This window comes from Nesterenkonia halobia, from assembly GCF_039536005.1.
Lineage (GTDB): Bacteria > Actinomycetota > Actinomycetes > Actinomycetales > Micrococcaceae > Nesterenkonia > Nesterenkonia halobia.
The window spans coordinates 231,684-258,125 of record NZ_BAAAYG010000007.1; the positions used below are offsets into that span (position 1 = coordinate 231,684).

A 26,442-nucleotide genomic window follows, 5' to 3' on the forward strand; every position below is an offset into this window, starting at 1 on the left:
CACCGCGCACACGCACCCAGCACACGATCACTCAAGCAAAGGACGAGAACCATATGGGCGAGCACGGTAACGGCGACCCGAGGGAATCGGGCGCCGTCATCAATGCCGGTGACGGGGAGTCGGGGCAGTACGCCATCGACGACCCCGGACTGCCCCCGCACCGCCCGCGGCTGGCAGACGAGGACGAGAAGACCGCGAAGCGCTCCGAGCGCCAGGTCGCGGTGCTCTTCCTGGTCTCGATCATCGGCACCGTGATCTTCTTCATCGGCTACTTCGTCGTCGGCCACACCGCCGATCTCCACGAGGTGCGGCTGCAGAACACGCTGCTCGGCGTCGGCGTGGCCTTCGCCATGCTCGGCATCGGGCTGGGCGTGGTGCACTGGGCGAAGACGCTGATGCCCGACCACGAGCTGGTCGAGGCCCGCAAGCCGCTGCGCACCGAGGACCAGCGGCAGGAGGCCGAGCAGATCGTCGGGGACGTGCTGGAGGAGTCCGGGATCAAGCGTCGTCCGCTGATCCGCAACACCCTCATCGGCGCGGCCGTGCTGGCCCCGCTGCCCGCCGTCGTGCTCTTCCGCGACCTCGACCTCTCCGAGGACTTCGGCCCGGAGCGCATGCGTCACACCATCTGGGACGAGGGCGTCCGCCTGGTCCGCGATCCCACCGGCACTCCGGTGCGCGCGGCCGATCTGACGGTGGGCTCGGCGATGCACATCGTGCCGGAGACGCTGCTGGACATCACCGACCACGGGGAGAAGCTCGCCGAGAAGGCCAAGTCCGTGGTGCTGCTGATCCGCATGGACCCCGAGGAGATCCAGACGGTCTCGGAGGGCCGTGAGGACTGGACCTACGAGGGCATCATCGCCGCCTCGAAGGTCTGCACCCACGTCGGCTGCCCGGTGGCGCTCTACGAGCGGCACACTCACCACCTGCTGTGCCCCTGCCACCAGTCGACCTTCGACGCCGCCAACGAGTTCGAGGTGATCTTCGGCCCCGCGGGCCGTCCGCTGCCGCAGCTGCCGATCGCCGTCGACGACGAGGGCTTCCTCGTGGCGCGCAGCGACTTCACCGAACCCGTCGGCCCGAGCTACTGGGAGCGTGGCAACGCATGAGCACACAGGCATCCGACTCCACGGCGGCCGGACCGGCGGCCTTCCAGCCGGAGACTCGCACGGGTCGCATCGCCGACTACGTCGACCAGCGCGTGGGCGGCACGAACATGGTCCGTGAGTTCGGGCGGAAGATCTTCCCGGACCACTGGACGTTCATGTTCGGCGAGGTGGCGCTGTACAGCTTCGTCATCCTGATCATCTCCGGCATCTTCCTGACCTTCTGGTTCGACCCGTCCATGGCGACGGTCGAGTACGAGGGCAAGTACGCTCCGATGAACGGCATGGAGATGTCGGCGGCCTACGCGTCGTCGCTGGACCTCTCCTTCGACGTGCGCGGCGGGCTGTTCATGCGTCAGATCCATCACTGGGCCGCGCTGGTCTTCGTGATGGCGATGTCGGTGCACATGCTCCGGGTGTTCTTCACCGGCGCCTTCCGCAAGCCGCGCGAGCTCAACTGGGTGGTGGGCTGCTCGCTGCTGCTGTTGGGCCTCGGCGCCGGCTTCACCGGATATTCGCTGCCCGACGAGGTGCTCTCCGGCAACGGCCTGCGCATCATCGACGGCATCCTGAAGGCCCTGCCGGTGGTCGGATCCTACATGTCCTTCTTCCTCTTCGGCGGCGAGTTCCCCGGCGAGGCGGTCATCCCGCGGCTGTACGTGCTGCACATCCTGATCATCCCCGGGATCATCCTGGCCCTGGTGGTCGTCCACCTGTTCATGGTCGTGCTGCACAAGCACACGCAGTACCCGGGTCCGGGGCGCAGCGAGCGCAACGTGGTCGGCTACCCGGTCGGCCCGGTCTATGCGGCCAAGGCCGGCGGCTTCTTCTTCATCGTCTTCGGCATCCTGGCGCTGATCGCGGGCACCTTCCAGATCAACGCGCTGTGGAACTACGGGCCGTACGATCCCTCGCCGGTGCAGGCCGGCGCGCAGCCGGACTGGTACATCGGTCCCTTCGAGGGCGTGCTGCGCATGATGCCCGGGTGGATCGGGGACATCCCGCTGGAGTTCGTGATCCCCACGCCGTGGGGCGGCAACACGGTCGCCACTCCGGTGCTGGTTCCGCTGATCCCGATCGGCATCATGTTCGCCGGGATGTTCGTCTGGCCCTGGATCGAGGCCTGGATCAGCGGCGACAAGCGCGAGCACCACATCCTGGACCGTCCGCGCAACGCCCCGGCCCGCACCGCCTTCGGCACGGCGACGGTGACCTTCTACTGCATCCTCTGGGGGATGGGCGCCAACGACATCATCGCCACGCATTTCGATCTCTCGCTGAACGACATCACCTATTGGTCGCGGGTGCTGATCTTCGTCGGTCCGGTGTTCGCGTTCATCGTCACCAAGCGGATCTGCCTGGCGCTGCAGCGCAAGGACCGCGAGACGGTGCTCCACGGCCACGAGGCCGGCGTCATCGAGATGAAGCCGCACGGCGAGTTCACCGAGCGACACCGGCGGCCGGACGACTACGAGCTCTACACGCTGGTGGCCTTCGAGTCGCCGGAGCCCTCGGGCCCGGTGCCGGATGCGAAGGGCCGGATCACCCGCCTCGAGAAGCTGCGGGCCGGACTGAACCGCTGGTTCTACGAGGACCGGGTGGCCCCGGTGTCCCGCCAGGAGTACCTGGAGGCGCTGGAGCATGACCACCACGACGGTCATGACGACGGCGGTCTCGAGGCTCGCGAGCAGCAGCAGATCGGCTCCGGCCACCACTGATCGACCGGTGCTGATCCGCCGCCGGCGGATGCACGAACGGGCCCGGCCCCTCCGCGGAGGGGCCGGGCCCGTTCGTCGTCTGCGTCCGGGGGAGCGGGCGGGGAACGGCCGCCGGGGCCGGTCAGCGTCGACGCCTCCGGGCGCTCAGCGCTGTCCGCGCACGATCGCCCGCAGCTTCTCCAGCCGCTCGGCGACGGCGCGTTCCTGGCCGTTGCCGCTGGGCTGGTAATAGTCGACGCCGACGAGCTCGTCGGGCGGGTACTGCTGCGGCACCACATGGTGCGGCCCGTCGTGGGCGTAGGCGTATTCCGCCCCGTGCCCCATGCGCGCCGCGCCGGCGTAGTGGGCGTCGCGAAGATGGGGCGGCACAGTGCCGGTCCGGCCGGCCTTCACATCGGCGATGGCGGCGTCCAGAGCCTTATAGGAGGCGTTGGACTTCGGTGCGGTGGCGATGTGCACCGTCGCCTCGGCGAGCAGGATGCGCGCCTCGGGCATGCCGATGAGCTGGACGGCGTCGGCCGCCGCCACGGCGGTCTGCAGAGCCGTGGGGTCGGCCATCCCGACCTCCTCGCCGGCGGCGATCACCAGGCGCCGGGCGAGGAAGCGGGGGTCCTCGCCGGCGACGATCATCCGCGCCAGCCAGTGCAGTGCGGCATCGGGATCGGAGCCGCGCAGCGACTTGATGAATGCCGAGATGATGTCATAGTGCTGATCGCCGTCGCGGTCATAGCGCTGCACGGCATGGTCCATCGCCTGTTCGGCGTCGGCGGCGGTGATCACGCCGGCGCCCTCGGCGTCGTCCTCGCGACCTGCGGCGACGGCGGCCGCGGCCTCCAGCGTGGTGAGCACCCGCCGGGCGTCGCCGCCGGACATCCGCAGGATGTGGCCGCGGGCGTCGTCGTCGAGCGTCAGCGTGCCGTCCAGTCCGCGCGGCTCGGTCAGCGCACGGTCGAGGAGTCCGCCGAGGTCCTGCTCGGTCAGCGGCTGCAGGGTGAGCATCAGCGAGCGGGAGAGCAGCGGGGAGATGATCGAGAAGGACGGGTTCTCCGTGGTCGCGGCGACCAGGATGATCCAGCCGTTCTCCACTCCGGGCAGCAGGGCGTCCTGCTGGGCCTTGTTGAAGCGGTGGATCTCGTCGAGGAAGAGCACTGTGGTCACCCCGCGCAGGTCGCGGTCCTCCAGGGCCTGGTCCATGACCTTGCGGACGTCCCTCACGCCGGCGCGGATCGCCGAGAGCTCGACGAAGCGCCGGGTGTCGCCGCGGGCGATGACGTGGGCGATGGTGGTCTTGCCGGTGCCGGGCGGGCCGTAGAGGATGACCGACGCCGGGCCCGCCGGACCCCGCGAGCCCTCGGCGAGCACGCGCAGCGGCGAACCGGCGTCGAGCAGGTGCTGCTGGCCGACGATCTCGTCCAGCGACCGGGGCCGCATGCGCACGGCCAGCGGCGTGTGGCGTCCGGTGCCGGAGGCCCCGCCCGCGCCGTCGTCGGACTGTGCGCTGGAGAACAGGTCCCCGCCGAGCTGATCGGTCACCGTCGTCTCCTCGCCGCCGTCGTCGTCCGGATCCGCCCCGACTCTATCGCGCCGGAACGGGCCGCCGCGCCTCGGGGCGGCGCCGAACAGCACTGAACGGCGCTGAGCAGCACCGGGCGGCCCCCGGCGGGACGTGCCAGACTAGTCGCATGCGTGCTGTCATCCAACGCGTCTCCCGCGCCCATGTCCGGCTGACCGGCGACGACGACCCCGGGGCGACGGCGAGCGGCTTCGACGGCGAGGGCCTGGTCGTGCTGCTCGGCGTCACCCATGAGGACACCGCCGAGGAGGCCGAGCTGCTGGCCGACAAGATCGTCGGGCTGCGGATCCTGGCGGGGGAGCGCTCCTGCGCCCAGGCCGCGGCTCCGCTGCTGGTGGTCAGCCAGTTCACCCTGCACGCCGACGTCCGCCGCGGCCGTCGCCCCTCGTGGAGCCGGGCGGCCCCGGGCCCGGTCAGCGAGCCGCTCTACGAGTCCTTCGTCTCCGCGCTGCGCCGGCTCGGCGCGTGGGTGCACACCGGCAGCTTCGGCGCGGACATGGAGGTCGAGCTGGTCAACGACGGGCCGGTGACGCTCGTCGTCGACACCGACGAGCTCCGGGGCCCGCGGCGGGGCGGCGCCTGACGGCGTTCCGCCGCCGGACGCCGCCGCGCCTCAGGACTCGTCGACCGGCTGCTTCGCCGCGCCCTGGGTGCCCTCGCCCGGTGCCGGCTCCGGCTTGGCGTCCACGCCGGCCTCCCGGCGCTGCTGGGTCGTGATCGGCGCCGGGGCGGCGGTCAGCGGGTCGAAGCCGCCGCCGGACTTGGGGAAGGCGATGACCTCGCGGATCGACTCCTCGCCGGCCAGCAGGGCGACCACACGGTCCCAGCCGAAGGCGATGCCGCCGTGCGGCGGGGCGCCGAACTGGAAGGCGTCGAGCAGGAAGCCGAACTTCTCGCGGGCCTCCTCCTCGCCGATGCCCATGACCTCGAAGATCCGCTCCTGCACGTCCTGGCGGTGCACACGCAGCGAGCCGCCGGCGATCTCGTTGCCGTTGCAGACCAGGTCGTAGGCGTTCGCCAGCGCGGCGCCGGGGTCGACGTCGAAGGAGTCGGCGAACTCCGGCTTCGGCGCGGTGAAGGCGTGGTGGACGGCCGTCCAGGCGCCCGAGCCCACGGCGACGTCGCCGGCGGCGGTGGCCTCGTCGGCCGGCTCGAACATCGGCGCGTCGACCACCCAGACGAAGGACCAGGCGGCGTGGTCGATCAGCCCGACGGTCTCGGCGATCTCCACGCGGGCCGCGCCCAGCAGTCCGCGGGAGGCGGTGACCTCGCCGGCGCCGAAGAAGATGCAGTCTCCGGGGTTCGCGCCCACGGCCTCGGCGAGGCCGGCCTTCTCGGACTCGGAGATGTTCTTCGCCACCGGGCCGGAGAGCTCGCCGTCCTCGCCGACGAGCACATAGGCCAGGCCCTTGGCGCCGCGCTGCTTGGCCCACTCCTGCCAGGCGTCCAGCGTCCGCCGCGGCTGGGAGGCTCCGCCGGGCATGACCACCGCGCCCACGTAGGGGGACTGGAAGACCCGGAACGGGGTCTCGGCGAAGTACTCGGTCAGCTCGGTGAGCTCCAGTCCGAAGCGCAGGTCCGGCTTGTCGGTGCCGTAGCGCGCCATCGCCTCGCGATAGGTGATGTGCGGGATGGGGGTGTCGATCTCCACGTCGATCAGCGCCCAGAGCCGACGGATCAGCTCCTCGGACCAGCCGATGACGTCCTCCTGGTCGACGAAGCTGGCCTCGATGTCCAGCTGGGTGAACTCCGGCTGCCGGTCGGCGCGGAAGTCCTCGTCGCGGTAGCAGCGCGCGATCTGGTAGTAGCGCTCGAAGCCGCCGACCTGCAGCAGCTGCTTGAACAGCTGCGGCGACTGCGGCAGCGCGTACCAGGAGCCCGGCGCCAGGCGGGCCGGCACCAGGAAGTCGCGGGCGCCCTCCGGCGTCGAGCGGGTCAGCGTCGGAGTCTCGATCTCGGTGAACCGTTCGGCGTGCAGCAGCTCGCGGGCCACCCGGTTCGCCTCCGAGCGCAGCCGCAGCGCCTTCTGCGGGCCCTCGCGGCGCAGGTCCAGGTAGCGGTGGCGCAGCCGCGCCTCCTCGCCGACCTCCTGGTGGGCGTCCATCTGGAAGGGCAGCGGGCCGGCGGCGTTCAGCACCGTCACCGTGGAGGCGATGACCTCGACCTCGCCGGAGGCCAGCGCGGGGTTCTCGTTGCCCGCGGGCCGGCGCTCGACGGTGCCGGTGACCTGCAGGACGAACTCGTTGCGCAGCGCGGCGAAGTCCTCCTCCTCGCGGACGACGACCTGCACCACGCCGGAGGCGTCGCGCAGATCGAGGAAGGCCACGCCGCCGTGGTCGCGGCGACGGGCCACCCAGCCCACCAGGGTCACGGTCTCGGAGATGTGTGCGGCGTTCACGTCGCCGTTGTGCAGTGTGCGGAGCACGTCGTCCTTCCTTCAGGCCCTCCGTCGGTCGCGGAGCGGGCCGGTCGCATCGGCTGGTCGGAGCCCGGATCGGCTCAGCTCGCCCGGGGGAGCGGTCGTCCGGATGATTCTGTCACTGGCGGGTCGGCGGGGGCGCGGGCGGCCGCCCGCGGCGCCGCGGAGGGCGACTCCGCGGTCACTCCGCGCTCACTCGACGGGCACCACGCGCGGGGCGGCGTCCTCGAACGGCGGAGTCCAGGTCTGCGGGTCGGCGGGGGCCTGCTCGCCGGAGCGGATGTCCTTGACCTCGTGGTTCCCCTCGGCGTCGGTGAACCAGACGAAGGGGATGCCGCGCCGGTCGGCGTGGCGGATCTGCTTGCCGAACTTCTCCGCGGTCAGCGCGACCTCGACGGCGATGCCGCGGGCGCGCAGCTGATCGGCCACGTCCTGGGCCGCACCCCAGTCCTCGTCGGTGCGCAGGGTCATGTAGACCGCGCTGGGCACCGAGCGGGTGGCGGCGACGTCCTTCAGGATCTGCGAGACCAGCCGGGTGACCCCGATGGAGAGGCCGACGCCGGGGAAGGTCCGCTTCCCCGTCGAGGCCAGCGACTCGTAGCGCCCGCCCGAGCAGATCGAGCCCAGCGCCTCGCGGCCCACCAGCACCGTCTCGCAGACCGTGCCGGTGTAGTAGTCCAGTCCGCGCGCGATGGACAGATCGGCGACGACGCGGCCGGGGACCCGACGCTCCAGCTCGCCGACGACCTCGGTCAGCTCGGCCAGCCCCTCCTCCAGCAGCTCGTGCTCGCCGCCCAGCGCGCGGACCTGCTCGACGAAGGAGGTGTCGTCGGTGCGGATCTCGGCGAGCTTCAGCGCCTTGGCGGCCTGCTCCTCGGTGGCGCCGGCGGTCTCGGCCAGCTCGGCGGCGACCTTCTCCGGGCCGATCTTCTCCAGCTTGTCGATCGCCCGCAGCACGGCGGCGGTGTCCTCCAGGCCGATGGAGCGGTAGAAGCCTTCGGAGAGCTTGCGGTTGTTCAGCCGCAGCCGGAAGTCGCCGAGGGGCAGACGCTCCAGGGCGCGGGCCATGACGACGACCATCTCGACGTCGCTGCGGAAGGGGAGCGCGCCGTCGCCGACGATGTCGATGTCGGCCTGGGTGAACTCGCGGTAGCGGCCCTCCTGCGGCCGCTCGCCGCGCCAGACCTTCTGCATCTGGTACCGGCGGAAGGGGAAGGCCAGGTGTCCGGCGTTCTCCACCACGTAGCGGGCGAAGGGCACGGTCAGGTCGAAGTGCAGCGCCAGCCGGGCGTCTCCGGCGGAGGCCTCGTCGTCCTGCAGCCGGGAGATCCCGTAGATCTCCTTGTCGATCTCGCCCTTCTGCAGCAGCGTGTCGATGGTCTCGACCGCGCGCGCCTCCACGGAGGCGAACCCATGGGCCTCGAAGACCTCCCGCAGCGTGTCGAGCACATGCAGCTCCACGAGGCGCTCGTCGGGAAGCCACTCGGTGAAGCCGGAGAGGGAGGTCGAACGTGCCATGGAGGGTGCGCGCTCCTCGTGATCGTGGGGATGATGCGGGCAGTGCGGCGCGGCGTCGGCGCGGCGCCGGGACGCGCCCGGACCGCGGGTCCGGGGCCGCAGGACATCATACCGGCCGTCGACGGCGTGCGGTGAGCCGGACGTCGGCCGGCCCCGGCCGGGCCGATGCGGCTGAGGCGCAGCTCACCGTCGACGAGTCCGGGCCGGTAGGCTGGTGGACATGAGTCCCGCAGTGAAACCCGGTCACCACGAGACGTCGGCGGAGCAGGCGCGTCAGTTCGCCCGCGTCGACGACGAAGGACACGTCTACGCCCTCGCCGCCGGACAGCCCGAGCGACGGTCGGACGAGGCGGCAGGCCCCGCGGCAGACGCCGAGCGGACGGCCGACGGCGACGGAGACGAAGGCGGGGACGGAGCGCCCGACCCCTCAGCCTCCTCAGCCGCCTCTTCGTCCGAGAGCTCCGAGAGCTCCGCGAGCTCTCCGGACTATGTGGGGCAGTACCCCGAGGCGACCGCCGACGAGGCGCTGCTGTACTTCGCCCGGAAGTTCGACGACCTCTACGACCGGGCGCTGCTGCTGAAGGCCCGGGTGGAGTCCGCCGCCGACGGCGCCAGACCGCTGCGCGAGAGCATGCAGGCGCTGCGTCGCGAGCTGGAGTCGGGGCCGTGGGTCGGCGACGTCGCCGCACTGGGCGGCGTGCTCGACGAGATCGCCGCCGGCGTGGAGGGGCTCGCCGCGCAGGAGACGGCCGAGGCCGAGGCCGCAGTGGACGCCCACCTGGCCGCGCGCGAGGAGATCGTCGCCGAGGCCGAGCGGCTGGCCGCCGCCGACCCGGACCAGCAGCACTGGAAGACCGCCCAGCAGCGCATGCAGGAGCTCTTCGACGCCTGGAAGGCCGAACAGAAGAAGCCGCCGCGGATCACCAAGGCGCAGGAGGACCCCTACTGGAAGCGGTTCCGCGCGGCCCGCAGCACCTTCGACAAGAACCGTCGGGCCTTCTTCAGCCGACGCGACCAGCACCACGCCGAGGTCAAGCAGACCAAGGAGGAGCTGATCGCCCGGGCCGAGGAGCTGCAGCACAGCACCGACTACGGCCCCACGACGAAGGCCTTCCACCGGCTCATGGATGACTGGAAGGCGGTCGGCCGCGGGGCGCGGAAGACCGACGACGCCCAGTGGGCGCGGTTCCGCGCGGCGCAGGACGTCTTCTTCGCCGCCCGCGAGCAGGCCAACGCCGAGACCGATGCGCAGTACGCGCAGAACCTGGCGGCCAAGGAGCAGATCCTCGCCGAGCTCGAGGAGCTGATGCCCTTCACCAAGCCCGACCAGGTCCGGGAGCAGTACCACGCGCTGCTCGAGCGGTGGGACGAGGCCGGCCGCGTGCCGCGCGGCGACGTCAAGCGCATGGAAGGTGCGGTGAAGCGGATCCAGGATGCCTTCCGCGAGGCCGAGGACGCACAGTGGCGGCAGGCGGACCCGGAGACCCGGGCACGGCAGGACTCGATGCTCGCGCAGCTCGACGAGACCATCGGCGAGCTCGAGGAGTCGCTGGCGGCGGCTCGCGAGCACGGCGAGGAACGACGCATCAAGGAGGCCGAGGAGGCGCTCGAGGCCCGGCGCAGCTGGCGGCGGATGCTCGCCGGCGAGTGAGGCCGTCCGCCGGCGGGCGCGCCGTCGTCGACTCCGGGCCCGGTCGTCGACTCCGGACGCCGAGCGCGGCGACACGCCCGCCGCACGTCCCGAGGCGGTCCGCGCCCCGCTGATCACGGATGGATTACGATAGGCGACGAGCATTCCGGCCGGACCGGCCGGCGGGTGCGCGGGCCACGTTCTGGACCGCCCGTGCGGCGACTCCGTCGCGACGCGGCACCGGCGTCCGACGACGGACCGGCGCCCGCCAGCCCTTCGACGACCAGTGAGGACCCCCGCGTGAGCGATGACCAGCCGCCCGAGCACGGGTCGCGGCGGCGGCGAGCCGAGCAGAGCCCGCCGCCCCCGGGCAGCGACGCATCGGACGGGGGCGATCCGGACTCGCCGGAATCCTCGGCGGAGCCGCTCGCCCAGTCCGCCGAGACTCCCGCGGAGGCGCCCATCGGCACGGCGGCCGCCGGCGCGCCGTCGCCCGCGACGGCGGGCACCGGATCGCTGGACGCCGTGCTCTCGCGCGACCCGGTGGAGCCCTCGAGCGATCCCGAGCGCGGGCCGGAGGACGAGACGGACGATGAGACGGACGACGACGCCGACCCCGGGGCGTCGGAGGATCCGCAGGACCGGGAGCCCTCCGAGACCTCGCTCGACGCCCGGCTGCTGGGAGCCGACGAGCACATCGAGCACGATGCCGAGGGCACTCCGGTGCTCATCAGCTCCTCCGACTACGGCCGCGGCTACCAGACGGTGACCCCGCTGGCCGGCGCCCCGGGGCGCCGCATCCTCGACAAGCGGCGCCAGCGCCGTCGGCGGCGCAACATCACGCTGGTCTCGGTGCTCGCCGGACTGGTGGCGCTGATGGTGGTCCTGGCGGTGGTCTTCCGGACCGTCTTCGGCGGAGTCTTCAGCGAGCCCGAGGACTACGACGCCGTCGCCGGCGGGTCGGTGACCTTCACCGTCGAGCGCGGCGACGGCTGGGGAGCGGTGGCCCACAAGCTGTCCTCCGAGGGCATCGTCGCCAGCGCCGAGGCCTTCGACCAGGCGCTGCAGGACGCCGAGGAGGTCGGCACGCTGCAGGTGGGCGACTATGAGATGAACGAGCAGATGCCCGCCGAGGACGCCGTCGGCGTGCTCTCGGCCGAGCAGGAGAGCCAGCTCTACGTGGCGCTGAACTCCGGCACCCGCCTCGACGCCGCCTACGACGCGATCGCCGAGGCCACCGAGTACTCCGCCGACGAGCTCCGGGACGCCGCCGAGGACCCGACGGAGTTCGGACTGCCCGAGCAGGCCGAGAGCCTGGAGGGCTACCTGGCCGCCGGCGAGCATCGATTCCCCGTCGACGCCGGTGCGGCCGAGATCCTGCAGCAGCTGGTCGACGAGACGCTGGGCTGGCTCGAGGACGCGGGCGTGACGGATCCGACCGAGCAGTACGAGGCGGTGACCAAGGCCTCGCTGCTCACCGCCGAGGCGCAGCCGGACGACTACCGCACCGTCGCCGGGATCATCGAGAACCGGCTGCAGCCGGACAACTCGGAGACCGACGGATACCTGCAGATCGACTCGACGGCGAACTACGGGCTCGAGCAGCGCGATCTGCATCTGAGCCGCGAGGAGCTGGACGACCCGGAGAACGAGTACAGCACCCACGCTCACCGCGGCCTGCCGCCCGGACCGATCGAGGCGGTCACGCAGGAGGCGATCGAGGCGGCGGCCGACCCGGAGGACAACGACTACTACTACTGGGTGACCACGAATATCGCCACCGGCGAGACCAAGTTCGCCGAGACCTACTCGGAGCATCAGGAGTACGTGGAGGAGTACGACGCGTACTGCGAGGAGAACCCGGACGTCTGCGGCGACGGCGACGCGCCCAACACCGAGACGCGCAGCGAGTGAACTCCATGATCGACGGACCGGACCGAGCCGGAGACGCCGTCGCCCCGGACGGCGCCGCGGAGGCGACGCCGATCGCCCGCGCGGCGGTGCTGGGCAGCCCCATCGGCCACTCCCTCTCGCCGGCGCTGCACGGCGCGGCCTACGCCCATCTGGGGCTGGCGGCGGAGTACACCCGCCGGGAGGTCGACGTCGACGGCCTGCAGGCCTTCCTGGCCGCCGCCGACGCCGATCCGTCGGGGCCGCCCTGGCTGGGCTGGTCGGTGACCATGCCGCTGAAGGCCGCCATGGTCGAGCATATGGACGCCGTCTCGGACCGGGTGCGCCGACTCGGGGTGCTGAACACCGTCGTCCACCGGGACGGTCGGCGCCGCGGGGAGAACACCGACGTCGACGGCATCGTCGCCGCGCTGCGCGAGGCCCGCCCGGAGGGGCTCCGACCGGCCGCCGGCGGAGCGTCCGAAGCTCCCTTCGCCCTCGTCGGCGCCGGGGCGACGGCGGCGGCGACGCTGGCCGCCGCCGCGGAGCTGGGCTTCGTCGACGTCCGCTGCCACGCCCGGGCGCCGGAGCGCGCCGAGGCGCTGCGCCCGGTGGCCGAGACGCTGGGGCTGCGGCTGCTCACCCTGCCGCTGGAGGACCTGGTGGACGACCTCTCCGGCCGGGGCGCGCATCCGACTCCGGCCGCCGTGGTCTCCACGCTGCCGCCGTCCGCCGCCGACGGACTCGCCGAGCAGCTCGCCGCCCCCTCGGCGGGGCGCGGCGCGGCCGGCGAAGGCGGCGAGGTCGGCGCGCCGCGCACCGCCGAGGTGCCGCTGCTCGACGTCGCCTACGATCCCTGGCCCTCGCGGCTGGCCACGGCCTGGGAGTCTCGCGGCGGCGTCGTGGTCAGCGGGCTGTCGATGCTGCTGCACCAGGCCGTCGCCCAGGTCGACCTGTTCACCGCCGCGACGCCGCGTCCGGCGGCCGAGGAGCCGCCGGAGAGTCGGGCGGCGATGGTCGCGGCGATGCGCGCGGCCGTCGGCCTGCCCGGCTGACGCGCGGCGGCGCGGACCGCGTCCACGATGCGGGACCGGCCCGCCCGCCCCCTCGGCGCGGGGCCTCGACATGGCATGATGGAGCCATGTTGCGTTGGCTGACCTCCGGAGAATCGCACGGCCGCTCCCTCGTCGGGATCCTCGAGGGCCTCCCGGCCGGAGTCCCCGTCTCGACTGAGGACGTGCAGGCCGCGCTGGCCCGCCGGCGGCTGGGCTACGGTCGCGGCGCTCGGATGAAGTTCGAGCAGGACCAGGTCAGCCTGCTGGCCGGCGTCCGCCACGGACTGACCCTCGGCGCGCCGGTGACCATCGAGGTCGGCAACACCGAGTGGCCCAAGTGGGAGAAGGTCATGGCCCCGGATCCGATCGACCCCGCCGAGCTCGAGGGGCTGGCCCGGAATGCTCCGCTGACCCGTCCGCGACCGGGCCACGCCGACTACACCGGCATGCAGAAGTACGGCTTCTCCGAGGCCCGGCCGGTGCTCGAGCGCGCCTCCGCCCGCGAGACGGCCACGCGCGTCGCGCTGGGCACGCTGGCCCAGCAGTTCCTCGCCCAGCTGGACATCACCACGGTCTCGCACACCACCGCCGTCGGCCCGGTGGAGGTGCCCGAGGACGTCGAGACGCCCTCGGCCGCCGACGTCGAGCGGCTCGACGCCGACCCGCTGCGCTGCACCGATCCGGCGACCTCCGAGCGGATGGTGGCCGAGGTGGACGACGCGCACAAGGCCGGCGAGACGCTCGGCGGCTCCGTGGAGGTCGTCGTCGACGGCCTGCCGCCGGGGCTGGGCTCCTACGTGCACTGGGACCGCCGGCTGGACTCCCGGCTGGCCGGTGCGCTCATGGGCATCCAGGCGATCAAGGGCGTCGAGCTCGGCGACGGCTTCCGCACCACGCGGCGTCGCGGCTCGGCCGCCCACGATGAGATGGAGCCCGACGGCGAGGAGGTCCGGCGCAGCAGCAACCGTGCCGGCGGCGTCGAGGGCGGCATGAGCATCGGCACCCCGCTGCGCGTGCGGGCCGGCATGAAGCCCATCGCCACTGTGCCGAAGTCGCTGCGCACAGTCGACACCGCCACCGGAGAGGCCGCCACCGCCCACCACCAGCGCTCGGACGTCTGCGCGGTGCCGGCCGCCGGCGTCGTCGCCGAGGCCATGGTCGCGCTGGTGATCGCCCAGGCGGTGCTGGAGAAGTTCGGCGGAGACTCGGTCGCCGAGGTGCGCCGCAACCTGGAGGGCTATAAGCAGAACCTGCCGCGGCTGGGCGAGGAGCCCGGCGTCGCCGGCGCCGACGGGGACCCGCTGCAGGCTCCGGCGGCGATGCAGGACGAGTGAGCATGGACGGGGGTGTCAGGGTGTCCACGAGCGAGATCCCCGTCCCGGAGCCGCATCAGGGTGAGCCGCGCAGCATCGTGCTGATCGGTCCGATGGGCTCGGGCAAGTCCACCGTCGGCGCGGCGCTGGCCCGTCGGCTGGCGCGGCCGCACGTCGACAGCGACCATTTCTTCGTCGCGCGCCACGGGCCGATCGCCGACTTCTTCCGCGGCCACGGCGAACAGGCCTTCCGCGCCGAGGAGGAGCGGCTCGTCGCCGAGCTCCTCGACGCGCCGCGCCCGTCGGTGATCAGCCTGGGCGGCGGCTCGGTGCTCTCGGCCGCCACGCGCGAGCGGCTGCGTCCGCATCTGGTGGTGATGCTGGACCTGACGGTGGAGCAGGCGCTGCCGCGGCTGGGCGACGGCTCCTCCCGTCCGATGCTCGGCGGGGATCCGGCGGCCCGGTGGGCCGAGACCTACGCCGCCCGCGAGCCGCTCTACCGGCAGAGCGCCGACATCGTGCTCGACCCGGCCGATGGGACGATCGAGCAGAGAGTCGATACCATCGTTGCGCAGCTGGACCGCGGCCGACGTGCCCGGTCCGACGACTGAGCGTCCCACCCCGTCAGGAGAAGACCAGACTCGATGAACGACCAGGCCGATCCCGCACCCGAGCCCGATCAGCGCCCGCAGGGCGAGGAGACGGGCGCCGAGCAGACCTCCGAGGCCGCCGCGCCCGCCGGCGAGGCGCCGGAGCCGACGACGATCACCGTCGGCGACGGCGGCGGATCGGGCGGCCAGGCGCTGGGCTACGACGTCGTGGTCGGCAACGGGCTGCTCGCGCGGCTGCCGGAGATGATCGGCACGCAGCCCGAGCGGGTGCTGGTGATCCATCCGCGCGCGCTGCGGGCGACCGGCGACGTCGTCCGCGAGGATCTGGAGAACGCCGGCTACAAGGCCGTCGTCGCCGAGATCCCCGACGCCGAGGAGGGCAAGCACATCCAGGTCGCGGCCTTCTGCTGGCAGGTGCTGGGGCAGAACGACTTCACCCGCTCCGACGCGGTGGTCTCCGTGGGCGGGGGAGCGGTGACCGACGTCGCCGGCTTCGTCGCCGCCACCTGGCTGCGCGGCGTGCGGGTGGTGCACATGCCGACCACGCTGCTGGGCATGGTGGACGCCGCCGTCGGCGGCAAGACCGGCATCAACACCGCCGAGGGCAAGAACCTGGTGGGCTCCTTCCACCAGCCGGCCGGCGTGCTGGCGGATCTGGACACGCTGCTGACCCTGCCGCGCAATGAGCTGGTGGCCGGGCTCGCCGAAGTGGTCAAGTGCGGGTTCATCTCCGACGAGCGGATCCTGGAGATCATCGAGGAGCATCCGGAGCAGGCGCAGAATCCGCATTCGGCGCAGCTGCGCGAGCTCATCGAGCGGGCCATCGCGGTCAAGGCCGCCGTCGTCGGCCGGGATCCGAAGGAGGCCGGCCTGCGGGAGTCGCTGAACTACGGCCACACGCTGGCCCACGCGATCGAGCTCGCCGAGCGCTATCAGTGGCGGCACGGCGCGGCGGTCTCGGTCGGGCTCGTCTACGCCGCCGAGCTGGCGCGCAGCCTGGGCCGTCTGGACGACGCCGCCGCCGATCGGCACCGGTCGGTGCTGCAGCTGCTGGGCCTGCCGACGACCTACCGCGACGACCGCTGGAACCAGCTGCTCGAGGGCATCCGCCGGGACAAGAAGAACCGCGGCGACCAGCTGCGCTTCGTGCTGCTCTCCGCCCAGGGACAGCCGGCCACTGTCGAGATCCCCGACGCGTCGATCCTCTACGCCACCTACCAGGAGATCGCCGAGCCGGAGACGGCCGGTCCGGTGAGCCTGTAGAATCGACTGTCGGCGTCCGCCGGGGCCGCCCCCGTCGCGTCCTCGCAGCACGCGCGCGGTGCGCCGACCGAGCACGCCGACGTCGACGACACGCCGTCGGCGTCGCGACCATGACCACGCGATACGAGCACGCGAAGAAGGGCAGTCTGTGGCCTCCTCCAACGACATCAAGAACGGAGCCGTCCTCGAGCTGGACGGCCAGCTCTGGACCACGCTGGAGTTCCAGCACGTCAAGCCCGGCAAGGGCGGCGCGTTCATCCGCACCAAGCTGAAGAACGTCACCTCCGGCAAGGTCGTGGACCGCACGTTCAACGCCGGGGCGAAGGTCGACTTCGCCGTGGTGGACCGCTCGAACTACCAGTTCCTCTACGTCGACGGCGACGAGTACGTCTTCATGGACCTGCGGGACTTCGACCAGATCGGCGTGCCGGCCGGAGTCGTCGGCGACGCGGCGAACTTCCTGATGGAGAACCAGGAGGTCACCGTCGCGCTGCACGAGGGCACTCCGCTCTACATCGAGATGCCGCCGTCGGTGGTCATGGAGATCACCTACACCGAGCCCGGCCTGCAGGGCGACCGCTCCTCCGGGGCGACCAAGTCGGCCACTGTGGAGACCGGCCACGAGGTGCAGGTCCCGCTGTTCGTCGAGCAGGGCACCCGCATCAAGATCGACACGCGGAACTCGGAGTACCTCGGCCGCGTCACCGACTGAGGCGCCGGCCGCCGCGGACGACGACGGCGGGCACGACTGACGACACGAGCGACGAGACGACGGACCCCAGGACGGACGAGGAACAGTGGCCAAACGAAGCAAAGCGCGCCGGCGGGCGCTGGAGATCCTCTTCGAGGCCGAGCAGCGCGGCGGCGATCCGCTCGAGGTGCTGCGGCGGCGCCGCGAGAGGGACGACATGGTCGTCAACGATTACACCGTGACTCTTGTGCAGGGCGTCGCGGAGGAGCAGGATCGCCTCGACGAGCTCATCTCCACCTATGCCCGCGGCTGGACGCTGGACCGCATGCCGCGGGTGGACGTGATGGCCCTGCGCCTCGGCGCCTGGGAGCTGCTCAGCAACGACGAGATCCCCGACGGCGTCGCCGTCTCCGAGGCCGTCGCCCTGGTGCGGGAGATGTCCACCGACGAGTCCCCGACCTTCGTCAACGGTCTGCTCGGCCGGCTCCAGCAGCTCAAGCCCACGCTGGAGTGAGCCGCCGATCCCGTCCGGGCGTCTCCGCCGACCATGACGCGCGGCGCGCGCGGTCGGCGGCGACGCGCTAGGATGGGACCCGGCGCCGGCTCTCCGACGGCGACGGCGCCGACAACTGCACATCGAGCTCCCCGGCGACCTGCCGGGGGAGCCGTCTCCTTTAAGGATCGTCCCGTGAGGCGAGGAAGGAGCCCCTGGTGGCACAGACCCCGGAGACCTCCCAGGTCATGTCCGCGTCCGATCTGGACCGGGCACTGACCCGCATCGCGCACGAGATCGTCGAGTCCCATCGCGGGGTCGAGGGTCTGGTGCTGCTCGGCATCCCGCGCCGCGGGGTGCCGCTGGCCCGCCGCCTCGGCGAGCGGCTGGCGCGCATCGACCCCCGGTTCTCGCCCGAGGACGCCGTCGGGTCGCTGGACATCACGCTGCACCGCGACGATCTGCGCACCGCCGCGGCCCGCACCCCGGAGCCCACTCGGGTGCCGAGCACCGGCGTCGACGGCACCACCGTGGTGCTCGTCGACGACGTGCTCTACTCGGGCCGCACCGTCCGCGCGGCGCTCGACGCGCTCTCCGCGCTGGGCCGTCCCGCCACGGTGCGACTGGCCGTCATGGTCGACCGCGGCCACCGCGAGCTGCCCATCCGCGCCGACCACGTCGGCAAGAATCTGCCCACCTCCCGCGACGAGCGGGTCTCGGTGGTGCTGTCGGCCGTCGACGAGGTCGCCGCCGAGGACGAAGGCGTGCTCATCGAGAGGGGGCGGGCATGAAGCATCTGCTCTCCACCGCCTCGCTGGCGCACGCCGACGCCTCGGCCATCCTGGACACCGCCGAGGAGATGTCGGCGGTGTCCACCCGCGAGGTCAAGAAGCTCCCCACGCTGCGCGGCCGCACCGTGGTCACGCTCTTCCACGAGGACTCCACGCGCACCCGCGTCTCCTTCGAGGCCGCGGCCAAGCGCCTCTCCGCCGATGTGATGAACTTCTCGGCCAAGGGGTCCTCGGTCTCCAAGGGCGAATCGCTGAAGGACACCGTCCAGACGCTGGAGGCCCTGGGCGCCGACGCCGTGGTGATGCGCCACGCCGCCGCCGGAGCGGCCCATCAGCTCGCCGCCGCCGACTGGACCGACTGTGCCGTGGTCAACGCCGGCGACGGCACCCACGAGCACCCCACCCAGGCGCTGCTGGACGCGCTGACCCTGCGCCGCGGACGCGCCGCGGCCGCCGGAGTGGACCCGCGCGGCACCGATCTGGCCGGCATGCGGGTGCTGATCGTCGGCGACATCCTGCACTCCCGGGTGGCCCGCTCCAACGTCTGGCTGCTGCACACTCTCGGCGCCGAGGTCCACCTGGCCGCACCGCCGACGCTGCTGCCGGTCGGCGTCGAGCACTGGCCTGCCGCCGTGCACTATGACGTCGACGTCGCGCTGGCCGCCGAGCCGGATGCGGTGATGATGCTGCGCGTGCAGGCCGAGCGGATGGGCGGGGCCTTCTTCCCCAGCGCCGGCGAGTACACGCGCCGCTGGGGGCTCACCGACGAGCGGCTCGCCGTCGTCGAACGCCTGCCGGGCCCGGCCCGCGACGGCTCCGGGGCGATGATCCTGCACCCCGGGCCGATGAACCGCGGCGTGGAGATCTCCTCCGCCGCGGCCGACTCGCCGCTGAACCGGGTGCTCGACCAGGTCTCGCACGGCGTCTCGGTCCGGATGGCGGTGCTGCACCTGCTGCTCAGCGGCGACCGCGGCCCCGACCGGGCCGCGGAGGCCGCCTCGCCCGCCGCCGAACCCTCCACGGACAGGAGCCGCTCATGAGCACCATCTCCCAGCCGCCGCACTCCGCCGCGCCGAGCGCCGAGGAGGCGACCGCGCCGGTGCTGATCCGCGGCGCCCGGCCGTACGGCGACGAGCCGACCGACCTGCTGCTGCGCGCCGGCCGCATCGCGGCCCTCGGCGCGCAGGCGGCCGCGACGGCCGCGGAGCTGGCCGAGGACGGGACGCCGGTGCTGGCCGTCGAGGCGGCCGGCCAGATCGCCCTGCCCGGCCTGGTCGACCTGCACACCCACCTGCGCGAACCCGGCCGGGAGGACGCCGAGACCGTCGAGACCGGCAGCCGGGCGGCCGCCCTGGGCGGCTTCACCGCCGTGCACGCGATGGCCAACTCGACCCCGGCCGCCGACTCCGCCGGCGTCGTCGAGCAGGTCCACCGGCTCGGCCGCGAGGCCGGCTGGACCCGCGTGCAGCCGGTCGGGGCGGTCAGCGTCGGACTGGCCGGCGAGCGGCTGGCCGAGCTCGGCGCGATGGCCGAGTCCTCGGCGGCGGTGCGGATGTTCTCCGACGACGGGATGTGCGTCCACGACCCGGTGCTGATGCGTCGGGCGCTGGAGTACGTCAAGGCCGTCGACGGCTTCGTCGCCCAGCACGCCCAGGAGCCGCGGCTGACCGCCGGAGCGCAGATGCACGAGGGCGCCGTCTCGGCGGAGCTGGGCATGCCGGGCTGGCCGGCGGTCGCCGAGGAGTCGATCATCGCCCGCGACGTGCTGCTGGCCGAGCACGTCGGCTCCCGGCTGCACGTCTGCCACGTCTCCACCCGCGGCTCGGTGGAGATCATCCGCTGGGCGAAGTCCCGCGGCGTCGACGTCACCGCCGAGGTGACCCCGCACCACCTGCTGCTGACCGACGAGCAGGTGCGCAGCTTCGACCCGGTCTACAAGGTCAACCCGCCGCTGCGCACCGCCGAGGACGTCGAGGCGCTGCGCGCCGCGCTGGCCGACGGGACGATCGACGTCGTCGGCACCGACCATGCCCCGCACCCCGACCAGGCCAAGGAATGCGAGTGGGTGGACGCGGCGATGGGCATGACGGGGCTGGAGACCGCCCTGCCGGTGCTGATCGCCACGATGATCGAGACCGGGGCCATGGACTGGCGACGCCTGGCCGAGGCCACGTCGGCCCGTCCGGCGCAGATCCACCGCCACGCGCATCTGGGCCGGCCGATCGCCGTCGGCGAGACCGCCGACCTGGTGCTCGTCGACCCGGCGGAGCGGCGCACCGTGCGGCCTCAGGAGCACGCGACGAAGGGCCGGAACTCGCCGTACGCCGGCCGGGAGCTGCCGGGCCGGGTGCGGGCCACCTTCCTGGAGGGCCACCCGGTGGTCCTCGACGGCGCGCTGGCGACCTCGCGGACCGGACGGACCGCGGACCGGACGGTCGCGCCATGACGCCGACCTACCTGCTCTGGTTCGCCGGAGCGGCCGTCGTCGTCGCCCTGCTCGTGCTGCTGCTCGGACTGGGCTGGCGGGCCCGACGACGACGGCAGCGGCACCTGCCCGCGCCCGCGGCGCTGCCCGAGGAGCTCGTCCGCGCGGAGCCGCTGGCCGCCGGAGAGGGCATGGTCATCGGCACCGTCGACGCCGCCGACCCGCTGGACCGGGTCGCCGTCCACGGACTCGGCATCCGCACCGACGGACGGCTGGAGGTCCACGAGTCCGGCGTCGCCGTCTTCCGGGCGGGCGCGCCGAACCATCTCATTCCGCGGGAGGACCTCACCCACGCGCGCACCGATCGCGGCGTCGTCGGTAGATTCGTCGAACGGGACGGAGCGCTGATCGTCGGCTGGCGGCTCGGCGACCAGCGGGTCGAGACCGCCTTCCGCGCCCGTCACGCCGACTCCCATCGCACGCTGCTCGAGGCGCTGCACCGCCTGACCCCGACCACCGACGCCACGCTCGACGAGCCGGCGTCGACCGATCCTGAGGAGCGACAGTACCCATGAACACCTTCGAGCCGGCCCTCCTCGTCCTCGAGGACGGCACCGTCGAGGAGGGGACCGCCTACGGCGCCCGCGGCACGCGGCTGGGCGAGGCGGTCTTCTCCACCGGCATGACCGGATACCAGGAGACGCTGACCGACCCGTCCTACGCGCGGCAGATCGTGGTCCAGACGGCCCCGCACATCGGCAACACCGGGGTCAACGACGAGGACCCCGAGTCCCGCCGCATCTGGGTCGCCGGCTACGTCGTCCGCGACGCCGCCCGGCGGCCGTCGAACTGGCGCAGCCGCCGCACGCTGGAGGAGGAGCTGATCGCCCAGGACGTCGTCGGCATCCAGGGCGTGGACACCCGCGCGATCACCCGGCACCTGCGCGAGGCCGGAGCGATGCGCGCCGGGATCTTCTCCGGCGCCGAGGCCGAGCGGCCGACCGCCGAGCTGGTCGAGGCCGTGCGCGGCCAGGAGCCGATGGCCGGGACCCGGCTGGCCGAGGAGGTCAGCGTCTCCGAGCCCTACGTCGTCGAGCCCGCCGACCACGGCTTCGCCGGCGAGCCGCTCGCCGCCGTCGCGGCGATCGACCTGGGCATCAAGACGATGACTCCGGTGCGGCTGGCCGAGCGGGGGCTGCGCGTCACCGTGCTGCCGGCGACGACGAGCTTCGCCGAGCTGCAGGCGCTGCGCCCCGACGGCGTCTTCCTCTCCAACGGGCCCGGCGACCCGGCGACGGCGGCCGCGCAGATCGGGCTGCTGCGCGAGGTGCTCGCCGCGCGGATCCCGTTCTTCGGCATCTGCTTCGGCAACCAGATCCTCGGCCGGGCGCTGGGCTTCGGCACCTATAAGCTGCCCTTCGGCCATCGCGGGATCAACCAGCCGGTGATGGACCACGCCACCGGCACTGTCGAGATCACCGCGCAGAACCACGGATTCGCCGTCGACGCGCCCATCGGGCAGGTCGTCACCGCCCCCGAGGAGCGCTTCGGCCGGGTCGAGGTCAGCCACTCCAGCCTCAACGACGACGTCGTCGAGGGCCTGCGCTGCCTGGACGTGCCGGCCTTCTCCGTCCAGTACCACCCCGAGGCCGCCGCGGGTCCGCACGACTCCGCCTACCTCTTCGACCGCTTCGTCGAGCTGATGACCGGCGCCGACGCCACGACCACAGGAGGAGACACCACCCATGCCTAAGCGCACCGATCTGCAGTCGGTCCTGGTCATCGGCTCGGGGCCGATCGTCATCGGCCAGGCCGCCGAGTTCGACTACTCCGGCACCCAGGCGCTGCGGGTGCTCAAGGAGGAGGGCATCCGCGTCGTCCTGGTCAACTCCAACCCGGCGACGATCATGACCGACCCGGAGTTCGCCGACGCGACCTACGTCGAGCCCATCAGTCCGGAGGTGGTCGCCAAGATCATCGCCCAGGAGAAGCCCGACGCAGTGCTGCCCACGCTGGGTGGGCAGACTGCGCTGAACACCGCCATCGCCCTGGACAAGCAGGGCGTGCTCGCCGAGCACGGGGTGGAGCTGATCGGCGCGAACATCGACGCCATCGAGCTGGGCGAGGACCGCGAGAAGTTCAAGGGCGTCGTCGAGCGCTCCGGCGCGGAGTCGGCCCGCTCGCGGATCGTCAATTCCATGGACGAGGCGCTGGCCGCCGCCGAGGACCTCGGCTATCCGATGGTCGTGCGCCCCTCGTTCACCATGGGCGGGCTCGGCTCGGGGCTGGCCCACGACGAGGAGGACCTGCGGCGCATCGCCGGCGCCGGTCTGCACTACAGCCCCACCTCGGAGGTGCTCCTGGAGGAGTCCATCCTGGGGTGGAAGGAGTACGAGCTGGAGATGATGCGCGACGCCAACGACAACGTCGTGGTCGTCTGCTCCATCGAGAACCTCGACCCGGTCGGCGTGCACACCGGCGACTCGATCACCGTCGCGCCGGCGATGACGCTCACCGACCGCGAATACCAGAAGATGCGCGACGTCGCGATCAACGTCATCCGCGAGGTCGGCGTGGACACCGGCGGCTGCAACATCCAGTTCGCCGTCGACCCGGCCACCGGCCGTGTGGTGGTCATCGAGATGAACCCGCGGGTCTCGCGCTCCTCGGCGCTGGCCTCGAAGGCCACCGGCTTCGCGATCGCGAAGATCGCGACCAAGCTGGCGGTGGGCTACACCCTCGACGAGATCCCCAACGACATCACGCAGAAGACTCCGGCGAGCTTCGAGCCGACGCTGGACTACGTGGTGGTCAAGGTCCCGCGCTTCGCCTTCGAGAAGTTCCCCGCCGCCGACCCGACGCTGACGACGACGATGAAGTCCGTCGGCGAGGCGATGGCCATCGGTCGCAGCTTCACCGAGGCGATGCAGAAGGCCCTGCGGTCGCTGGAGCAGCGCGACAGCGAGTTCGCCTTCCCGCAGCTGACCGGCGAGCAGATCGAGGAGCTGCTGGCCGGCATGGCGACGCCGACCACCGAGCGCCTCCACCAGGTCCAGCAGGCGATGCACGCCGGCGCGGCCCTGGAGCGCGTGCAGGAGATCACCGGCATCGACCCCTGGTATCTGGACCAGCTGCAGCTGATCAACGAGACCGCCGCGGCGCTGCGCGCGGCGGGCGAGCTCACTCCCGCGCTGCTGCGGACGGCCAAGCGCCACGGCTTCTCCGACGAGCAGATCGGGGCGCTGCGGCACATGGCGCCGGCCGTGGTCCGCGGGGTGCGCCATGCGCTGGGGATCCGCCCGGTCTACAAGACGGTGGACACCTGTGCCGCCGAGTTCGAAGCCTTCACGCCCTATCACTACTCGGCCTATGACCGTGAGGACGAGATCGCCTCCCACGACAAGCCCTCGGTGATCATCCTGGGCTCGGGGCCGAACCGCATCGGGCAGGGGATCGAGTTCGACTACTCCTGCGTCCACGCGACGATGGCGCTGCGCGAGGCCGGGCACGAGACGGTCATGATCAACTGCAACCCGGAGACGGTCTCCACCGACTACGACACCTCCGACCGGCTCTACTTCGAGCCGCTGACCCTGGAGGACGTCCTGGAGGTCATCGCCGCCGAGGAGCGCACCGGGGGAGTCCTCGGCGTCTACGTCCAGCTCGGCGGCCAGACGCCGCTGAAGCTCGCCCAGCAGCTCGCCGACGCCGGCGTGACCATCCTGGGCACCTCGCCGGAGGCCATCGACCTGGCCGAGGAGCGCGGCGAATTCGACCAGGTGCTGCGCCGCGGCGGGCTGATCGCGCCGAAGAACGGCACGGCGGTCAGCTTCTCCGACGCGAAGCGCGAAGCCGAGGAGATCGGCTACCCGGTGCTGGTCCGGCCGTCGTACGTGCTGGGCGGCCGCGGCATGGAGATCGTCTACGACGAGGCCGGCCTGGAGCGCTACATCAGCAACGCCACCGAGGTCTCCGCCGAGCACCCGGTGCTGGTCGACCGCTTCCTGGAGGATGCGATCGAGGTCGACGTCGACGCGCTGTTCGACGGCGAGGAGCTCTACCTCGGCGGCGTGATGGAGCACATCGAGGAGGCCGGCATCCACTCCGGCGACTCGGCCTGCGCGCTGCCGCCGATCACCCTGGGCCCCGACGTCGTCGAGCGGGTCCGGCAGGCCACCGACGTCATCGCCCGCGGCGTGGGCGTGCGCGGGCTGATCAACATCCAGTTCGCCGTCGCCTCCGACGTGCTGCACGTCATCGAGGCCAACCCGCGGGCCTCGCGGACGGTGCCCTTCGTCTCCAAGGCCACCGGCGTCGCGCTGTCCAAGGCCGCCGCGCTGATCGGCACCGGCGTCTCGATCGCCGAGCTGCGCGCCGGCTCCGGCCACCCGAGCGCCGGGGCGCTGCCGGCGACCGGCGACGGCTCCCAGCTGCCTCCGGGCGCGGCGGTGGCGGTCAAGGAGGCCGTGCTGCCCTTCAGCCGCTTCCGCACCCCGGAGGGGCGCGTGGTCGACTCGCTGCTCGGCCCGGAGATGCGGTCCACCGGCGAGGTCATGGGCATCGACAAGCACTTCGACACCGCTTTCGCGAAGTCCCAGCTGGCCGGCAACAACCCGCTGCCCACCGGCGGCCGGGTGTTCGTCTCGGTGGCCAACCGCGACAAGCGGGGGGTGATCATGCCGGTCAAGCGCCTCGTCGACCTGGGCTTCGAGATCGTCTCCACCGGCGGCACCGCCGACGTGCTGCGGCGCAACGGCGTCGAGACCGAGGTGGTCGACAAGATCGCCGACGTCGACGGCGGCCGCACCGTGCTCGACCTGGTCGAGGGCGGCGAGATCTCGCTGATCGTCAACACGCCCTCCGGCGGCGACGCCCGCAGCGACGGCTACGAGATCCGCGCGGCGGCCACCTCGGTGGGCACCCCCGTGATCACCACTGTCGCGGAGTTCGGCGCCGCGGTGCAGGCCATCGAGGCGCTGGGCCGGTTCAGCTGGTCGGTGACCTCGCTGCAGGACCACCACGCGCGTCTGGCGAGCCTGGGATGAGCGACGGCGACCGGCCCGGCGTCGGCGACCGGCTCAGCTTCGGCGACCGGCTCGCCGCGGCGATGACCGCCTCCGGCCGGCTCTGCGTGGGCATCGACCCGCATGCCGAGCTGCTGGCCTCCTGGGGGCTGGCCGACGACGCCGAGGGACTGCGCGCCTTCGGCGAGCGGGTGGTCGCGGCCGCGGCCGACGTCGTCGGGGTGGTCAAGCCGCAGGTGGCGTTCTTCGAGCGGCACGGCCCGGCCGGGATGCAGGCGCTGGCCGAGGTCCAGCGCAGCGCCCGGCAGGCCGGCCTGCTGGTGATCGCCGACGCCAAGCGCGGCGACATCGGCTCGACGATGGCCGGCTACGCGGAGGCCTGGCTGGACCCGGCCGCGCCGCTGGCCGCCGATGCGCTGACCGTCAGCCCGTACCTCGGCGTCGGCGCGCTGGCCCCGGCGGTGCAGGCCGCCCGGACCCACGGCGCCGGGCTGTTCGTCCTCGGGCTGACCTCGAATCCCGAGGGGCAGGACGTGCAGCTCGCCCGGTCGGCCGCCGGAGCGACGGTGGCCGGCGAGGTCGCCGCCCGGGTGGCGGAGCTCAACGCCGCCGGCGGCCGGCCCGCCGGAGACCAGCCCTCCCCGGCGCCGCTGGGCGATCTCGGCCTGGTCGTCGGCGCGACCACCGCTCCGCTGGCCGCCGAGCACGGGATCGACCTGACCGCCGGACGGCCGCCGCTGCTGGCGCCCGGCTACGGAGCCCAGGGCGCCGACGTCGCGGCGATGCGCGCCGGCTTCGGCGAGGCCTGGGAGCGTCAGGTGCTGGTGAACGCCTCGCGCGGGATCCTGCGCGCCGGGCCCGCGGAGCGCGATCTGGTCGCGGCGATGGAGGCCGCGCGTGAGGACCTCGACGGCTGACG

General features: G+C 72.6%; 21 protein-coding genes. 18 read left to right on the plus strand and 3 right to left on the minus strand.

Annotated elements, in window-relative coordinates:
• The first annotated feature begins 53 nt into the window (after positions 1 to 53).
• The gene (gene qcrA, locus ABD652_RS10065) at positions 54 to 1,112 is read left to right on the plus strand and encodes a cytochrome bc1 complex Rieske iron-sulfur subunit (protein WP_344720853.1); all 1,059 of its coding nucleotides are present in this window, start codon (positions 54 to 56) and stop codon (positions 1,110 to 1,112) included.
• Entirely contained in the window at positions 1,109 to 2,827 is a 1,719-nt protein-coding gene (gene qcrB / locus ABD652_RS10070; RefSeq protein WP_344720855.1) for a cytochrome bc1 complex cytochrome b subunit, read from the plus strand. The genes qcrA and qcrB overlap by 4 nt, the downstream gene beginning before the upstream one ends.
• Before the next feature lie 144 nt (positions 2,828 to 2,971).
• Here the strand turns inward: qcrB and ABD652_RS10075 are convergent, their stop codons facing one another.
• Positions 2,972 to 4,360: a replication-associated recombination protein A gene (locus tag ABD652_RS10075; protein WP_344720857.1), complete on the minus strand. Its 1,389-nt coding sequence runs from the start codon at positions 4,358 to 4,360 to the stop codon at positions 2,972 to 2,974.
• A 149-nt stretch (positions 4,361 to 4,509) separates the two neighbouring features.
• Here ABD652_RS10075 and dtd point away from each other — a divergent pair, with 149 nt between their 5' ends.
• On the plus strand, positions 4,510 to 4,983 hold the full coding sequence (gene dtd / locus ABD652_RS10080) for a D-aminoacyl-tRNA deacylase (RefSeq protein ID WP_344720859.1): 474 nt from the start codon (positions 4,510 to 4,512) through the stop codon (positions 4,981 to 4,983).
• A gap of 30 nt (positions 4,984 to 5,013) precedes the next feature.
• On the opposite strand, the gene aspS is transcribed toward dtd, so the two are convergent.
• The gene (aspS, locus tag ABD652_RS10085; RefSeq protein ID WP_344720861.1) at positions 5,014 to 6,825 is read right to left on the minus strand and encodes an aspartate--tRNA ligase; all 1,812 of its coding nucleotides are present in this window, start codon (positions 6,823 to 6,825) and stop codon (positions 5,014 to 5,016) included.
• 186 nt (positions 6,826 to 7,011) lie between these two features.
• Positions 7,012 to 8,337 (minus strand): histidine--tRNA ligase, encoded by a 1,326-nt coding sequence (hisS, locus tag ABD652_RS10090; protein WP_344720863.1) that lies wholly within the window; start codon positions 8,335 to 8,337, stop codon positions 7,012 to 7,014.
• Between the two features lie 220 nt (positions 8,338 to 8,557).
• On the opposite strand from hisS, the gene ABD652_RS10095 reads away from it, so the two are divergent.
• The 15 genes from ABD652_RS10095 (at position 8,558) to pyrF (ending at position 26,440) form a co-directional block, all read left to right on the plus strand.
• Positions 8,558 to 9,988 (plus strand): DUF349 domain-containing protein, encoded by a 1,431-nt coding sequence (locus ABD652_RS10095; RefSeq protein WP_344720865.1) that lies wholly within the window; start codon positions 8,558 to 8,560, stop codon positions 9,986 to 9,988.
• 279 nt (positions 9,989 to 10,267) lie between these two features.
• On the plus strand, positions 10,268 to 11,881 hold the full coding sequence (locus ABD652_RS10100) for an endolytic transglycosylase MltG (RefSeq protein WP_344720867.1): 1,614 nt from the start codon (positions 10,268 to 10,270) through the stop codon (positions 11,879 to 11,881).
• Positions 11,882 to 11,886: 5 nt separating this feature from the next.
• Positions 11,887 to 12,912, plus strand: coding sequence for a shikimate dehydrogenase family protein (locus tag ABD652_RS10105; RefSeq protein ID WP_344720869.1), 1,026 nt, complete (start codon positions 11,887 to 11,889; stop codon positions 12,910 to 12,912).
• A gap of 86 nt (positions 12,913 to 12,998) precedes the next feature.
• On the plus strand, positions 12,999 to 14,246 hold the full coding sequence (aroC, locus tag ABD652_RS10110; RefSeq protein WP_344720871.1) for a chorismate synthase: 1,248 nt from the start codon (positions 12,999 to 13,001) through the stop codon (positions 14,244 to 14,246).
• Positions 14,247 to 14,248: 2 nt separating this feature from the next.
• Positions 14,249 to 14,836: a shikimate kinase gene (locus ABD652_RS10115; RefSeq protein ID WP_344720873.1), complete on the plus strand. Its 588-nt coding sequence runs from the start codon at positions 14,249 to 14,251 to the stop codon at positions 14,834 to 14,836.
• 33 nt (positions 14,837 to 14,869) lie between these two features.
• Positions 14,870 to 16,099 carry a 3-dehydroquinate synthase gene (gene aroB, locus ABD652_RS10120; protein ID WP_344720875.1) on the plus strand — a complete coding sequence of 410 codons (1,230 nt, stop codon included), beginning with the start codon at positions 14,870 to 14,872 and terminating at the stop codon, positions 16,097 to 16,099.
• A gap of 148 nt (positions 16,100 to 16,247) precedes the next feature.
• Positions 16,248 to 16,811: an elongation factor P gene (gene efp / locus ABD652_RS10125; RefSeq protein WP_153143785.1), complete on the plus strand. Its 564-nt coding sequence runs from the start codon at positions 16,248 to 16,250 to the stop codon at positions 16,809 to 16,811.
• Between the two features lie 85 nt (positions 16,812 to 16,896).
• Complete coding sequence (gene nusB / locus ABD652_RS10130) at positions 16,897 to 17,304, plus strand: transcription antitermination factor NusB (RefSeq protein ID WP_344720879.1); 408 nt, start codon at positions 16,897 to 16,899, stop codon at positions 17,302 to 17,304.
• Positions 17,305 to 17,501: 197 nt separating this feature from the next.
• Entirely contained in the window at positions 17,502 to 18,074 is a 573-nt protein-coding gene (gene pyrR / locus ABD652_RS10135; protein ID WP_344720881.1) for a bifunctional pyr operon transcriptional regulator/uracil phosphoribosyltransferase PyrR, read from the plus strand.
• Positions 18,071 to 19,114, plus strand: a complete 1,044-nt coding sequence (locus tag ABD652_RS10140) for an aspartate carbamoyltransferase catalytic subunit (RefSeq protein ID WP_344720883.1) — start codon at positions 18,071 to 18,073, stop codon at positions 19,112 to 19,114. The genes pyrR and ABD652_RS10140 overlap by 4 nt, the downstream gene beginning before the upstream one ends.
• Entirely contained in the window at positions 19,111 to 20,520 is a 1,410-nt protein-coding gene (locus ABD652_RS10145) for a dihydroorotase (protein ID WP_344720885.1), read from the plus strand. Before ABD652_RS10140 ends, ABD652_RS10145 begins: the two co-directional genes overlap by 4 nt.
• A complete protein-coding gene (locus tag ABD652_RS10150; protein WP_344720887.1) occupies positions 20,517 to 21,074 on the plus strand; it encodes a PH-like domain-containing protein in 558 nt (185 codons plus the stop codon). Before ABD652_RS10145 ends, ABD652_RS10150 begins: the two co-directional genes overlap by 4 nt.
• The gene (gene carA / locus ABD652_RS10155) at positions 21,071 to 22,252 is read left to right on the plus strand and encodes a glutamine-hydrolyzing carbamoyl-phosphate synthase small subunit (RefSeq protein WP_344720889.1); all 1,182 of its coding nucleotides are present in this window, start codon (positions 21,071 to 21,073) and stop codon (positions 22,250 to 22,252) included. The genes ABD652_RS10150 and carA overlap by 4 nt, the downstream gene beginning before the upstream one ends.
• The gene (carB, locus tag ABD652_RS10160; RefSeq protein ID WP_344720892.1) at positions 22,245 to 25,544 is read left to right on the plus strand and encodes a carbamoyl-phosphate synthase large subunit; all 3,300 of its coding nucleotides are present in this window, start codon (positions 22,245 to 22,247) and stop codon (positions 25,542 to 25,544) included. Before carA ends, carB begins: the two co-directional genes overlap by 8 nt.
• Positions 25,541 to 26,440: an orotidine-5'-phosphate decarboxylase gene (gene pyrF / locus ABD652_RS10165; RefSeq protein ID WP_344720895.1), complete on the plus strand. Its 900-nt coding sequence runs from the start codon at positions 25,541 to 25,543 to the stop codon at positions 26,438 to 26,440. Before carB ends, pyrF begins: the two co-directional genes overlap by 4 nt.
• The last annotated feature ends 2 nt before the right edge of the window (positions 26,441 to 26,442 follow it).